Origin of the sequence: Paenibacillus sepulcri, from assembly GCF_042647105.1 — a bacterium.
Classification (GTDB): domain Bacteria; phylum Bacillota; class Bacilli; order Paenibacillales; family Paenibacillaceae; genus Paenibacillus_Z; species Paenibacillus_Z sepulcri.
Window position 1 is genome coordinate 2,950,567 of the sequence record NZ_JBHRUP010000001.1, and the last position, 13,180, is coordinate 2,963,746.

Below are 13,180 nucleotides of genomic sequence, written 5' to 3' on the forward strand. Positions count from 1 at the left end.
AAAGACAAAAAGACCAAGGATTTCCCCTGATCTTGTATCCTGCTTCATCCAACACTGGAAAACAAACCGTTAAATAACCCAATCGGCGATGAATTCCTGAATAAATTCCCGCGGCGTATGGCCTTTAAAGACCAGCTCCGGATTCTTCACGCTAACCCGGGTCCCCACCGGAACTGATGTGGTAATGAATACATTACTGCCGATAAGCACGCCTTTGCCGATTACGGTCTCTCCGCCCAGGATCGAAGCGCCGGAGTAAACCGTTACCTCATCCTCGAGCGTAGGGTGCCGTTTGACGCCGCGAAGGGTCTGCCCGCCTCTGGTTGACAGAGCGCCGAGGGTAACCCCCTGATATATCTTCACGTGATTGCCGATCGTTGTCGTTTCCCCGATAACCACGCCAGTCCCGTGATCGATGAAGAAATAACTGCCGATCGTGGCTCCTGCATGAATATCAATTCCGGTTACGCTGTGCGCATACTCCGTCATAATTCTTGGCAGAAGCGGAACGGAAAGCAAATATAACTCATGGGCCATACGGTAGATGCTTACAGCCAGAATCCCCGGATAAGAAAAAATGATTTCGTTGGTATCCTTGGCGGAAGGGTCGCCGTCGAAGGCTGCCTGGACATCCGTGGCCAATACGGTCCGCAGCTCCGGGATTTTGCTCAGGAACGCATAGATGATCTCATCTGATTTTTTCCCGATATCCGGGCACAAGTCGCCATCCTGGCTCTCCTGCAGCTTAAGGACGCAGCTTAGCTGTTCATGAAGCTTCTCGTGAATATTAATCAGCATATCGCCAATATGGTATTCAATCGTAGCGTCACTAAGCTTCTGCTTGCCAAAATAGCCCGGGAACAACAAGCCTCTGAGCAGGTGGATAATCTCAATAATGCTGTCTCTATTGGGAAGGTCAGCCGAATCAAGCGAAATGGTCTGGGGGTGCTCTCGATGACTGGCAACAATATCTTTGACTAGACTGTCGATCTGTTTATGAAATATTTGGCTCATGATATCTCCCTCTATAATGAGTGCGTAAGCTTCCAAATTGAATGTAACAGGGCCGCGCATGGGCGTTGAAAAAACCGGCAACCCCTGTTTGCCTAGTTTATTCCCTATTGCTTCAGTTGTAAAGCATGTTTGGATGCATCATTTAGATGGAGGGGGTGAAAAGGGATTTATGGCTGCAAACCGGCAGTCCGAAGATAATGCCGGTATTCCTCAGGGGTATCGATGTCCCGGGGCGCATCCTCTGGCGTATCGACATATACTACCTGCTCCTTGTATTTGCGGAGCAGGGATTTGGCTCCGATATCCTCATTGAGGGCCAATAGCTCCGGGAACAGAGACGCATCGAACAGAACGGGATGTGCGGGCCGGTTCACGTAACGGGCCTGGACAATCAACCCGCCGTTTTCCCGGTAAACCTCGCCGACCCTTCTGATCATATCGCTCTTCATGTCAGGCTGGTCGGCAAGCAGGACGATAAGGCCCTTGGGTGCATGCTTCGCTGCCAGAATTCCCAGTCCGGCGGCTAGCGAAGCGCCCAGACCCAGATGCGAGCGGTCGGTCTCCAGCCATTCAACAGGCAGATCCCCCGCATGCTCCCGTTTCACCGGGCCATGCTTCGCCGCAATGACGGCTATCCGGCAGTTTCCCGCTGCACGTGCCCGAAGGACGGCCTGCTTGAGCAGACTGCCCTCAACAGCCGGAAGAAGAAGCTTGGGTTCGCCCATCCGTCTCGAAGCGCCGGCGGCAAGAATCAATGCCCATATCTGCTCAGACATGATGGGACTCCTTCACCGGGAGAATGGGCGGGAAATGATGGGCAGCGGCGGACAGCCCCAACCCCTTGCTGCTTCGCAGGGATCCGCCGGATCGGCCTTTGCGGCAGGCCGTGACCTCTGCCATGATGCTCATGGCGATCTCCTGCGGCGTCTCCGCCCCGATATCAAGGCCCACCGGCGAATACAGCTTGTCGAGCAGTCCGCTGTCAAAATTCCGATCCTGCGCCCGTATATGCGCAAGTATATGCTCCAGCCGGTATTTGGAGCCCACAAGCCCCAAATAGACCACATCCCCAGTCAGCAGCTTCCTTACCGCCTCGCGGTCCAGTTCAAGATTATGGCTCATGACCACGACATATTTCCCTCTGATATCCGCCTGTTCAAAGCCCAGCCGCGGAATGATCCGGATGTCATCCGCTTCCGGGAATCTCTCTTTGCTTGCTTTGTCGGTCAAGTGGTACAGAATGCTGACGCGCCATTGAAGCATCGCCGCCATGCTGCACAGGAGCCGGGCATCGTCGCCAACCCCGACAATGATCAGCTCCGGGCGCGGCGTGATGGCTTCAACCAGCAGCTCCAGCCGAACGCCATTCAGTGATACGGGCACAACCCCTGCCTTGCGTCCTTCGCCCAGAGGATTGTCGGCCGTTCCATCGGGACGGGTCCAACGTGTGCCCGGAGGGCAGAGCTGCGGATCGGATGAGGTTACAACCGTTACGGCTTCATAGGGCAGCCGCGTCTCCGCGCGCTTCTGCAGGTCCTCCAGCAGATCGCGGGCTGCATCCGGATAACGGATGGGATCGAATGATTCGAGCCAAACGGTTATGGCCCCGTTGCAGCCGATGCCGGTTCCCCAGACATCGTCTTCCCCCGCGCGGAAATCGTAATAGACTTTGCGCGACACGCCGGTTCGCATGACTTCGCCGGCATAGCCGCGCAGGTCCTCCTCGATACAGCCGCCGCTGAGAATGCCCGTCACTTCCCCTTCCTCCATGATCAGGCATCTTGCGCCTTCCCGGCGGTACGCGGAGCCTTCCACATCAATCACAGTCGCCACCACGCACGATCTGCCCTCCGCCTGATAATTCAGGAGAGTACGGTGGATCTCCTCCATGTCCGTTGTCACCTCCGCCCCTTGTCTTGTCTTCTCCTGCTGCCCGGCGTGCGCGAGGGCTGGAGAGAATAACGTCACCTAAGAATGCAGCGATCTCCAGACCCGTTCCGCCGATAACGGCAGCGCATAACCGCGTTTGCCCGTTGCATGGGCAATGGCGTTGGCAATCGCCCCGGGCACAGGGTCCAGCGCCACTTCGCCCAGCGATTTGGCGCCCAGCGGTCCATGAGGGTCTGCATCCTCGATAAAAGCAACCTCGATCTGCGGAATGTCCTTCGCCCCCGGCATCCGGTAATCCATCATCGACGGATTCATCACGCGGCCTTCCTTCACAATCAGATCCTCCATCGTCACCCAGCCGATGCCCTGGGCTACTGCCCCAAGCACCTGCCCCTTGGCCATTACCTCGTGGATAATCGTCCCGGAGTCATGAACAGCCCAATAACCGACAACCTTGGTCCGGCCGGTATCAGGGTCCACTTCCACCTCCGCGACATGCGCGGCGAAGGGGTAGTTCGGTGATGGATGTCCGTAATAAGTGGCGTCCGGCATCTCCGTATCCGGGATATAGGTTTCTCTGACGGCCATTTCCTCGCCGGCGTGGCGGGCGCGGTACCAGGCCGATATTTCGCTCAGTGGGTAAATGCGCCCATCATGGATTACGGAGCCGCCTTCGAATACCGCTCCTTCTCCAAGAACCGTCCTTGCCAAGTCGGCAATCTGCTTCAATAAGGACTCGGCCGCCTTGTTCACGGCATTGCCGCCGATAACGGTGCTCCGGGAGGCCAGAGTTCCAATGCCGAACGGATAACGTCCCGTATCCCCCGATTTGATCAGGATCTCCGTCTCGGGGATGCCCAGCGTACGGCTCGCAATCCGGGCATAGGACAGCGACATGCCCTGGCCAAGCTCAATCTCGCCGGTCTCGATCTCCACCTGCCCGTCGGACTTCAGGCGGGCAACGGCTGTTGAGCCGTCAAATCGGGGATCTATGGCGCGGAATCCGGACACATGGTTCGCTACCCCCAGCCCCAATCCCCGGTAAGGCGGCAGCTCGCTGCGCCGGCTCCAGCCGGATATCTCCTTCACCTTCTCGATGCACTGCTCCAATTTGCATGTATCGAGGCGGTAGCCGTGGATCGTCGTATCGCCTTCGTGAACGATATTTTTCAGGCGAAGCTCGGCGGGGTCCATGCCCAGCTCCAGCGCGATTTCATCGATGACGCTTTCCACCGCGAACAGCATCTCGGCATTGCCGAATCCCCGCATGCAGGTCGTCGGGCTGTTGTTGGTATAGCACAGATACCCTGCCGACTTCACATTTTGAAAATGATAGATGTTATCCGCCCGCGTGCACGCCGTCGAGATCACATTGGGACTCCAGTATACCCTCGCCCCGGCATCGGCATATACAGTCAGGTCTTTGTATACAAAATGGCCTTCCTCATCCGCCCCGATTTCGATATCAAAGGTCAATGGAACGCGGGGATGCGCAGTAATCATATCCTCGTAACGGTCAAGAATTATCTTGACGGGCCGATTGGCCGCCATTGCAAGCGCCGCAGCGATAACATGCACCTTGAGCACATATTTGGAGCCGAACGATCCACCAATCGGCGGCACAATAATGCGCACCTTGTCCTCAGGCAGTCCGAATCCGGCCGCGTAAGTCTCTCTGGCCCGGTACGGAATATGAGAGGGCGCCCAGATCGTGATGCCTTCCTCCTCCGACCAGCTGGCAAGGACGCCAATCGGCTCCAGATGCCCCTGATAAATGCGGTTCGACAGATAGCGGCCGCCTTTAACGACCGCAGCCCGCCGCTTCCCGTCCTCTATATCTCCCCGTTCCAGTGCGATCTGCATGGGACGGTTGAATTCCACATCGTCATGCAGCAGAATAGCCTCCGCTTTCATCGCTTCCTCGGGATCGAACACGCCGGGCAGCTGCTCGAATTCCACCTCGATCGCAGCCAGCGCCCGCTGCGCAGCTTCCCTGCTCTCAGCGGCTACCGCGGCAATCTCGTCGCCGATAAACAGCACACGGTCCTTCGCAAGAATATTCCAGTCCTTGAATTTGGTCGGACCGTATTGGTGATGAGGAACATCATCAGCCGTGATTACCGCTACGACTCCCTCAACTTCCCTTGCCCGGTCCACATTGATCCGGGTAATCCGGGCGTGAGGGTAAGGGCTGCGGTAGATGGCCCCGATCAGCTGGCCGGGAAAATTCATATCATGCACATATTTCGTATGTCCTTCAAGCTTCAATTTCAAATCGGCGGGAGACTTCTTCATGGCTGGCTTGACAGTGTTCATCGCGCCGCTCCTCTCGCTGCTACGACCTGCTCCGCTGCGTTGATGATGCCAAGATAACCGGTACAGCGGCATAAATTGTTCTTCAGCGCGGCTCCCACATCTCCGCCAAACAGCCCGGGATTCTGCATCCATGCCCATAAGGTCACCATAACCCCCGGGGTGCAAAAGCCGCACTGGACGCCGCCGTTGTCCTGCATGGATTGCACCAATGACTGGAATTCACTCTTCAGCGACAAGCCTTCGATCGTTTCGATCTTCTGCCCCTGGGCGGAAGCGGCGGGAATCAGGCAGGATACGACCGGCTGGCCGTCCAGCAGAACGGTGCAGGCTCCGCATTCACCGGTGCGGCAGCCTATCTTGGTTCCAGTGAGTCCCTGGCCTTCGCGGATCACATCCGCAAGCGAATCTGTCGCCTCTCCGTGCCAGACGGTATCTTGTTCGTTAATCGTCAACTTAATCGGGCTATCGGTTCCACCATTCATTCTGACGCGCACCTCTTCCCATCCTTATGTGTCCAGTACGGATGCATGGAAAACCTCTTCCAATGACAGATCCCGCTTCAGAAGACCGTCTTCCTGCAAATAAGTAATGAATTGCCGGATCTGTCCCCAATTCTTGTCCGTACCGTAGGGCCAGATATCTCCGTTCATAAGCTCCATGGATTGCTCAACTGATTCCCAGACAAACGGATTCGATGTATTGTTCTTGATCGTCTCCAGGAGTCCGCCAATCCCCTCGTTCTTGATTTCCTGCATCAGCTCGTACAGCTGCCGGGGCAGTTCAGGGTGACGGGTGCTTGTTTCCTCCTTCATCGAGACCAGGTGCATAATTGGAAAAATCCCGGTGCGCCCGTAATACTCCCGCTCCACATCCCATACGTCAGGTATCAGGCGGCGAAGAACTCCCCCTTCTCCGGAAGCGGCAAACAGCTTCGCGGGAGGACGGCGGGCCGACATAATCGCATCGACCTTTCCTTCCGCCAGCGCCTCGAATATATCCCCTTCCGTCAATACAGCCGGAATGTCGACAGGAACGCGCTCCGGACGGAAGGTGAACCACTGGATATCCTCATTGCCGATGCCCCACTCATGTCTGAACATGCCTCTGACCCAAACAGCGGCGGTCATTTGAAATTCGGGGAAACCGAAGCGGCGGCCTTTCAGCTCGGAGGGATGCTTGTACGGGCTGTCCGAACGGACATAAATCGCATTGTGCCGGAATGAACGCGACAGAAATACGGGAATGGCTGTCAGCCGGGTGTCCCCTCCGCCCTTGGCAATCAGATAAGATGCCAGCGAAAGCTCGGACACATCGTATACAGCCCGGGATATCTGATTGACGAATATATCCTCGATGCTTTCCTGCTTGACCTCCAGGTCAAAACCCGGTATGCGCTTGGCTCCGGTCAACAGCTTAAGGGTACGGTCGCTCTCGGACATCGCTATCGTTAATTTGTTCTCTGTCATCCTTTTTCTCCTCCCACCTATATCTACAGGTTCCCTGCCAGCAAACGGGCAGCCCGTTTAATATGCGTTCCAACCAATGAGCGGCGGTATTCCGCGCTTGCTCTTATATCCGTAATCGGCGAGCTGCGGCGCGAATACAAATCGCCAAGCTGCTCCAGCTTGTCCTCATTCAGCTCCCCGTTCCACAAATGCTCTTCTTCGGCATTCAAGGTGAACGGCTTGGGCGCTGCTGCGCCAATGGCGGCAGTAGCCCACTCGACCTGTCCTGCGCTGCCCTGAAGCACCAGCGCTACGGAGACGATTGAGATATCGGTCGCCGCACGCTGATCATAGCGCAGAAAAATCTGCGGAATACCCAGCATCCTCTCCGGAATGAACAGGGAAGTGATGATCTCCCCCTTGCGCAGTCCGGTCTGCTTCGGTCCGGTTATAAATTCCTCAACCGGCACGCTGCGGGAGCCGTCAGCTCCAGCCAGCCTTACCTCGGCCCGGTATGCAACCAGCGGCACCACCATGTCGGCTGCGGGTGAAGCATTAGCTACATTGCCGGCCAGCGAGGCCCGGTTCTGGATCTGCCAGCCGCCGACGATCTGTGCGGCCTGCTGCAATGCCGGAACGATGCTGAACGTATCGCTGCCCCATATCTCGGCAGCTGTAACGGCTGCGCCGATCTCCAGGCCGTCCTCATGACGGCTGACCTCTCTCAGCTCGGCCACATTCCGCAAATCCAGCCAATCCATCCCCGTCCTCTCGGACTCTCTTCTCTGCCCGTTAACAAACAGATCTGTTCCCCCGCATGCGATGCGGGGCTTGCGCTCCTGAAGCTGCTCCAACGCTTCGGTCAAGCTGCGGGGCTGAAGCCAGGCCATAGTTTTCCTCCTCAACGTATGATGAATGCACGGTTGACGGCAGCCTCGCCGGAAAACCCGGCAAGAGTCCGGCTATTCCAGCGAAGTAGCCAAATCCTTGATCCACGGGAGTGCAGCCAAGGGCTCAATCGTGACCTCGCTGCCCGGCACCGCGCGGATGCTGCAGAGATAGCCCGCCTTGCCGCCCACAATCGCCGAGCATTCCTTGCAGGCATTGGCGGAGCGGCAGGAATACCTTACGGAGAGGGAAGGATCCTTATGCTCCCGTATCCAGAAAATCGCATCCAGCAGGCTCATTCCCTCCCGATAAGGGACCTCGAAATGCTCCAGGGAAGCCCCTGTTGCGGCATCGCCCCGGACCACGTTCAAACTGACAATCGACATGTGATTTCTCCTCTCATGTTATTCAAGCTTTAACAGGCAGTTCAATTTGCCCGATTACCCATTCCCCGTCCCCATCCAAAGTGAAGGTGGAGCTGAAGGGAACGTCCAGCATATCTTCAAAATCCAGGCGGACGTGAGCGCCGCGGGATTCTTTTCTGTCCAATGCGCCCATAATGATCGACTCGCCGATTTTCAGCAAATTGGCAGCCTCCAGCTTCTCGACCAGCGTCAGGGCATATGTCTGCTGTTTGGCCAGCGAAATCGCCTGCAGCTCGGCGCGCAGCCCGCGGACCTGCTCCAGCGCTTCAAGCAATCCGCTTTCCGTACGCAGCGGACCTGCTCCCTTCCACATCACCTGCTGCAGCTTGCGCTTGAAAGCCTGCAGCGAAGCGGTGTCCCGCTCCACCGGATGCGGATGCCAAAATTGCGCCAGACGCGCAAGCTCCGTATCCAACGCCTGCCTGACAGCGGCCGGATTCGTGCCGCCCCGTTCGCGTGCTGCCGTCTCTCCGGCGATGCGCCCTGTGACAAGCGCTTCCGTGATGGCATTGCCCGAGAGACGGTTCGCGCCATGCATGCCATAAATCAGCTCGCCTGAGGCAAGAAGACCCGGGACGCGGGTTCTCATGCTGTCGTCGACCTGAATCCCGCCCAGCATGAAATGCGCCATCGGCGCCACCTCAACCATATCCTTGGTCAGGTCCACACCCTGATCCGCCAAAATGCCGATGACCGGCCCGAAGGCTTCCCTCAGCTTTTCCTCGGGCACCATGCGGAAATCAAGGTAGGCTCCGCCATGCGGAGTTCCCCTTCCCGCTTCAACCTCCCGGAAAATCGCCAGCGTCGTCTGATCGCGCGCGGCGGTATATTTTCCGGCAACCTCGCCGTTGTACTTGTCCATGAACTCTTCGCCGTTCCCGTTCAGGAGCCGTCCCCCCAGCTTGTAGCGGAAAGGATCCCACATGATAGGGTCGATTCCGACAAGCGGCGGAAACAGATGCGCAATCGGGAAGAACTGCACCATCTCCATATCTCGCGCTTCGGCTCCCGCCTCTACGGCGAGAATGTACCCGTCTCCGGTCATATTGGTGGAGGCGCTGTTGCGTTCATACACTTCCGTCAGACCGCCGGTTGCCAGAATGACGGATGAAGCCGCGATGCTTACCGGACGGTAATTCTCCATTTCAAAACCGACTGTCCCGACCGCGCGTCCCTCTTCAATGACGATCTTCGTAATCATGATGTTCTTCAGCCGCTTGATCTTCGCGTCCTTCCAGATCGCTTTCTTCAATCCGGCAGAAGTCGCTCCGCCCGTATTGAGAATATCCACATAGACGCAGCGGGCTTTGGAATGGCCCGGAGCGAATGCCTGCGAATGCTTGCCATCCGGCGTTCTGGCCCATTTCACGCCATAACGCTCCGCTTCCAGGATGACCTCCGGCCCTCTGTCCACAATCGCGCGGACGATCGCCGGGTCAGCCATTCCACGGCTGCCCTTCATCGTATCCTCGAAATGAACATCAGGATTGTCTTCCTCGGCTTCCCCCAAAGCAACAGCTACGGTCATCTGGGCCAGTATGGTGGCACCGCCCCGGCCGATCAGGCTTTTATCCGTCAGAATGACGTCGGCGCCTTCATCGGCCGCCGCTCTTGCCGCCATCATGCCGGCTGCGCCGGCCCCGATAATCAGCACATCCGTTTGTAAATGCAATGTTTCCACTTGCGATTTGCTCCTCTCTGTCTGCTTAAGCTCACCGGCTCGGCGTTGCTCCCGGCGGCTGGACGGTTATGCCCGCTGCCGTTAATGAACGGTTGATTTTCTCGGCAAATTCTACAGCATGGATGCCATCCCCATGAACGCAGATCGTATCCGCCTGTATGGCAACATCGGTCTTCTGCTGGGAAAGCACCTTCCCCTCGGATACCATCCGGATCACCTGATTGAGCGACCGCTCGTCGTCGGTGATGACCGAATCAGGAAGCCTTCTGGAGGTCAGCGAACCGTCAGCCTGGTAGGTGCGGTCCGAGAATACCTCGCTCGCCGTCTGCAGCCCCGCCTTGCGGCCGGCTGTGATCAGCTCGCTGCCTGCAAGCCCGAACAAAATAAGCTCAGGATCGACTTTGTATACCGCTTCGGCAATCGCCTCCGCCAGTGCGGCATTGCGGACCGCCATATTATATAAAGAGCCATGCGCCTTCACATGCTGAAGCTTTGTGCCTTCCGCCCGAACGAAGCCCCATAATGCGCCAATTTGGTAAACGACGATATCATAGGCTTCTTCCGGCGAAATATCCATGTCCCTGCGTCCGAAGCCGATCAGGTCCTGAAGTCCCGGATGAGCGCCGATGGCTACGCCATGCTCCAGACACAGCTTGACCGTGCGGCGCATGGTGGCCGCATCGCCGGCATGAAATCCGCAGGCGATATTCGCCGAGGTTACAAATTTGAGCACCTCGGCGTCTCTTCCCAGCTTGTATGCGCCGAAGCTCTCCCCCATATCGCAGTTCAAATCCACAACCTTCATTGTTTCTTCCTCCCCGTTCTTTTGTCAGTTTGCGTTCCGCCCGCATGAAACAGGGCAGCCTCAAACGCATTCGGCAGAACCGGATAACAGCCGGTCCGCCGCGTCGTTTGAGGCCTAATAAAGCTTATATTGCAGCTGAATGCCTTACAGCCACTTGTCTTTCTCTTCCTTGTTCAGCTCGCGCAGAGCCTGCAGATCGGCAAGCTCCACCTGCTCCCGCGGCACAACCGCCCGTTTGGGGAATATGACCGGTGGGGCCGGCTTGGTTGCATCGACGATGACCGCGCTGGACATGCGCGGGGTATTCTTGCCCTCCGCGTTATAATCCCAGTTCGTCGGCAGCAGGCCGCCCGGGCCGTTCCATTTGGGAATGACCAGCAGGTCGCGCTCCGCGTCAAAACGGGTTCCGATGGCCCAGGCCACTTCCTCGCCGTTGAAGACGTCAATATCCTCGTCCACGACGACAATATGCCGCAGATTCTCCGGCTCGGTATTCAGGGCGGCGAACGCCGCCTTTTTCACGTCCGCATCCCTCTCTTTATGTAAAGAGATATAGCAGTTCATCCGGCTGTAGAACGGTACGTTGACGGTTTTCAGGCTGGGTACAACCTCTTTGACCGTCTGATAAATACTTCCGGAGCGGGGCACTCCGCCCACGACAAGATGCTCGCGGCTGGACGCGACGATATCCTGGAAAATCGCATTTTTCCGGTGCGTGATGCGGGTAATGCGGATCGTCGGCACCGAACCGCCGCCCAGATAGTGGCCCGGCCATTCGCCGAACGGTCCTTCTTTGTGATCCTCATCCGGAAGAATGACGCCTTCCAGTATGATTTCCGCATGCGCAGGCACAAGCAGATCAGAGGTTTCGGCCTGAACCAGCTCCAGAGCCTCGCCCATAAGCGCGCCCGCCGCTTCATATTCGCCGCCGATCCCTTGTACGCGGGAAACGGAGCCCATGACGAAGCCGGGATGATGGCCAATCGCGATCGCGATCGGTGCAGGCTTGCCCTGCTTCTTGTACTTCTTGTAAATCAACCCGCCGTGATGAGCGCCGAGGAACCATACGCCCATATCGCGTTCATTGAAGATTTGGTGGCGGTAAATTCCCGCATTGATAAGTCCGGTGTCCGGGTCGCGAATAATCATGACGCCGGCTGATAAGTAAGGTCCGCCATCCATCTCGTTGTGGACAGGGATCGGAAGCTTGGAGAGATCCACTTCCTCCTCGGAAATGATGGTTTCTTTGACCTTCGCCCGGGAACGGTCAATCTCGACGGGATCAATCGGCTTTTGCAGCTTCTCGCCGTAGACGCGCGGAATATCCTGCACCTCGCAGCCCAGATACAAGGCAATGCGCTCGTAAGAGGTCAGCAGGTTCGAGACGCAGGAAAGACCGGAGCCCTTGACCTGGTCGAACAGCAGAGCCGAATAGTCGCCTTTCTCCGCCAGCGCCGCAGCATACGCGGTTATCCCGAATTTCGGGTCCACTTCCTTGTCCACTACGCGAATGCTTTGGGAATCGTATTCCGATAGCTGTCCCAAATATGTTCGTAAGTCTTTAGCCATTTCAATTACCTTCTTTCTGCTCGAACTTATTAAGCTTTTCTTTTAAGGGGTTGTTGTTGGAAGCAAAGACATATCCACCGCTTGTTCGAATGGAATCTTCTCGGTAAGAATGCCTTGATCAAGCTGGGTTTGCTGTACGATTTCCGCACCTGCCTCGGAGACCTTCAAGCCTGCGGGAACCTTCGCCAATTGATTTTTGACCGCAGACTGCATGACATCCTCCGGTATTTGATCAAATGTTTTCAGCATGGCCGCTACAGCAATGGATGGATCTTTTTGCACACGTTCATTAATTTCATTGTTGACTGCCAGGAAACGCTTCATGGTTTCCGTGTTCTTCTCTACCCAATCCGTCTTGGCTGTAATGATAATGCCTGCGTATTCGAACGGCGGATCATACAGGACCCGGTATTCGCCTGTAGCGAGCATTTGGGATATCGTCGGCTCCGACACCATTCCCCCGGCGACCTTGCCGCTCTGGATTGCCGCAAGCATCGTTGCCCCGCTGCCTCCGTTAATGATTTGAACGTCTTTGTCCGCATCGATATTGGCCTGCTTCAGACCTTCGCGAAGTCCCGTGTCCGACAGACTGCCTACCTTGGTGACGGCAAGCGTCGTGCCTTTCAAATCCTCCAGCGATTGATACTTGGAATCCTTCTTCACAATCAGGGTGTAGCCGACGCCATTAAAAATCTCGCCGTAGGCTTTAACATCCAGACCGTTCTTTTGCTGTCTTAAAATATGCTCGTAGGATCCCAGGGTAATATCCAGGCTTCCTCCTACCAGGGCTTGGACCATATCGGCGCCAGCTGTGAAATCCTTCTCTTCAATGTGGATGCCCGCTTTCTCGAAGGAGCCGTCGCTGATGCCGATTTGCGTAATAATCGGAGTCATCCCGCCGCCTACAAGGCCCAGACGGATCGTGACATCCTCCTGTGGAGCGTTGGCACCGGTATTCCCGCCTTCGCTTCCTGTGTTGTTTGTTCCTGAACCGGCATTATCGGCCGGAGCATTATTCTCTGGCGCATTATTGCCGCCGCAGGCGCTCAATACGATCATGATCAGAACGAGCAGTGCGGGTATTGCAAATTTTGATCTTTTCACAGCTGTTTCCTCCCCTTTACGGTTAAGTTATATTTGAATCCCC

At 56.6% G+C, this 13,180-nt stretch carries 12 protein-coding genes; all 12 read right to left on the reverse strand.

Features of this window, described 5'->3' with window-relative positions:
* Positions 1–69: 69 nt before the first annotated feature.
* The 12 genes from ACFOLF_RS13245 to ACFOLF_RS13300 all read right to left on the reverse strand — a co-directional run bounded on the left by ACFOLF_RS13245 (position 70) and on the right by ACFOLF_RS13300 (position 13,137).
* The gene (locus ACFOLF_RS13245) at positions 70–1,014 is read right to left on the reverse strand and encodes a serine O-acetyltransferase (protein WP_210046302.1); all 945 of its coding nucleotides are present in this window, start codon (positions 1,012–1,014) and stop codon (positions 70–72) included.
* A 167-nt stretch (positions 1,015–1,181) separates the two neighbouring features.
* On the reverse strand, positions 1,182–1,790 hold the full coding sequence (locus ACFOLF_RS13250) for a nucleotidyltransferase family protein (protein ID WP_210046303.1): 609 nt from the start codon (positions 1,788–1,790) through the stop codon (positions 1,182–1,184).
* Positions 1,783–2,904: an XdhC family protein gene (locus ACFOLF_RS13255; protein WP_210046304.1), complete on the reverse strand. Its 1,122-nt coding sequence runs from the start codon at positions 2,902–2,904 to the stop codon at positions 1,783–1,785. The genes ACFOLF_RS13250 and ACFOLF_RS13255 overlap by 8 nt, the downstream gene beginning before the upstream one ends.
* A gap of 78 nt (positions 2,905–2,982) precedes the next feature.
* Positions 2,983–5,220 (reverse strand): xanthine dehydrogenase family protein molybdopterin-binding subunit, encoded by a 2,238-nt coding sequence (locus ACFOLF_RS13260; RefSeq protein ID WP_210046305.1) that lies wholly within the window; start codon positions 5,218–5,220, stop codon positions 2,983–2,985.
* Positions 5,217–5,702, reverse strand: a complete 486-nt coding sequence (locus tag ACFOLF_RS13265; RefSeq protein ID WP_210046306.1) for a (2Fe-2S)-binding protein — start codon at positions 5,700–5,702, stop codon at positions 5,217–5,219. Before ACFOLF_RS13265 ends, ACFOLF_RS13260 begins: the two co-directional genes overlap by 4 nt.
* 24 nt (positions 5,703–5,726) lie before the next feature.
* Positions 5,727–6,686 carry a 4,5-dihydroxyphthalate decarboxylase gene (locus tag ACFOLF_RS13270; protein WP_210046307.1) on the reverse strand — a complete coding sequence of 320 codons (960 nt, stop codon included), beginning with the start codon at positions 6,684–6,686 and terminating at the stop codon, positions 5,727–5,729.
* 23 nt (positions 6,687–6,709) lie between these two features.
* The gene (locus ACFOLF_RS13275) at positions 6,710–7,555 is read right to left on the reverse strand and encodes an FAD binding domain-containing protein (protein WP_210046308.1); all 846 of its coding nucleotides are present in this window, start codon (positions 7,553–7,555) and stop codon (positions 6,710–6,712) included.
* A 72-nt stretch (positions 7,556–7,627) separates the two neighbouring features.
* Positions 7,628–7,939, reverse strand: a complete 312-nt coding sequence (locus ACFOLF_RS13280) for a 2Fe-2S iron-sulfur cluster-binding protein (protein ID WP_210046309.1) — start codon at positions 7,937–7,939, stop codon at positions 7,628–7,630.
* 22 nt (positions 7,940–7,961) lie between these two features.
* Positions 7,962–9,659 (reverse strand): FAD-binding protein, encoded by a 1,698-nt coding sequence (locus tag ACFOLF_RS13285; RefSeq protein ID WP_210046310.1) that lies wholly within the window; start codon positions 9,657–9,659, stop codon positions 7,962–7,964.
* 31 nt (positions 9,660–9,690) lie between these two features.
* A complete protein-coding gene (locus ACFOLF_RS13290) occupies positions 9,691–10,464 on the reverse strand; it encodes a LamB/YcsF family protein (protein WP_210046311.1) in 774 nt (257 codons plus the stop codon).
* A 144-nt stretch (positions 10,465–10,608) separates the two neighbouring features.
* Entirely contained in the window at positions 10,609–12,033 is a 1,425-nt protein-coding gene (locus ACFOLF_RS13295; protein WP_210046312.1) for a UbiD family decarboxylase, read from the reverse strand.
* A gap of 42 nt (positions 12,034–12,075) precedes the next feature.
* Positions 12,076–13,137 (reverse strand): ABC transporter substrate-binding protein, encoded by a 1,062-nt coding sequence (locus tag ACFOLF_RS13300; RefSeq protein ID WP_210046313.1) that lies wholly within the window; start codon positions 13,135–13,137, stop codon positions 12,076–12,078.
* Between the last annotated feature and the right edge of the window lie 43 nt (positions 13,138–13,180).

What these genes read in the sequence shown, in the direction of transcription:
- ACFOLF_RS13245 (WP_210046302.1), bottom strand. Translation starts at nt 1,014, where the DNA reads ATGAGCCAAATATTTCATAAACAGATCGACAGTCTAGTCAAAGATATT.
- ACFOLF_RS13250 (WP_210046303.1), bottom strand. Translation starts at nt 1,790, where the DNA reads ATGTCTGAGCAGATATGGGCATTGATTCTTGCCGCCGGCGCTTCGAGA.
- ACFOLF_RS13255 (WP_210046304.1), bottom strand. Translation starts at nt 2,904, where the DNA reads ATGGAGGAGATCCACCGTACTCTCCTGAATTATCAGGCGGAGGGCAGA.
- ACFOLF_RS13260 (WP_210046305.1), bottom strand. Translation starts at nt 5,220, where the DNA reads ATGAACACTGTCAAGCCAGCCATGAAGAAGTCTCCCGCCGATTTGAAA.
- ACFOLF_RS13265 (WP_210046306.1), bottom strand. Translation starts at nt 5,702, where the DNA reads ATGAATGGTGGAACCGATAGCCCGATTAAGTTGACGATTAACGAACAA.
- ACFOLF_RS13270 (WP_210046307.1), bottom strand. Translation starts at nt 6,686, where the DNA reads ATGACAGAGAACAAATTAACGATAGCGATGTCCGAGAGCGACCGTACC.
- ACFOLF_RS13275 (WP_210046308.1), bottom strand. Translation starts at nt 7,555, where the DNA reads ATGGCCTGGCTTCAGCCCCGCAGCTTGACCGAAGCGTTGGAGCAGCTT.
- ACFOLF_RS13280 (WP_210046309.1), bottom strand. Translation starts at nt 7,939, where the DNA reads ATGTCGATTGTCAGTTTGAACGTGGTCCGGGGCGATGCCGCAACAGGG.
- ACFOLF_RS13290 (WP_210046311.1), bottom strand. Translation starts at nt 10,464, where the DNA reads ATGAAGGTTGTGGATTTGAACTGCGATATGGGGGAGAGCTTCGGCGCA.
- ACFOLF_RS13295 (WP_210046312.1), bottom strand. Translation starts at nt 12,033, where the DNA reads ATGGCTAAAGACTTACGAACATATTTGGGACAGCTATCGGAATACGAT.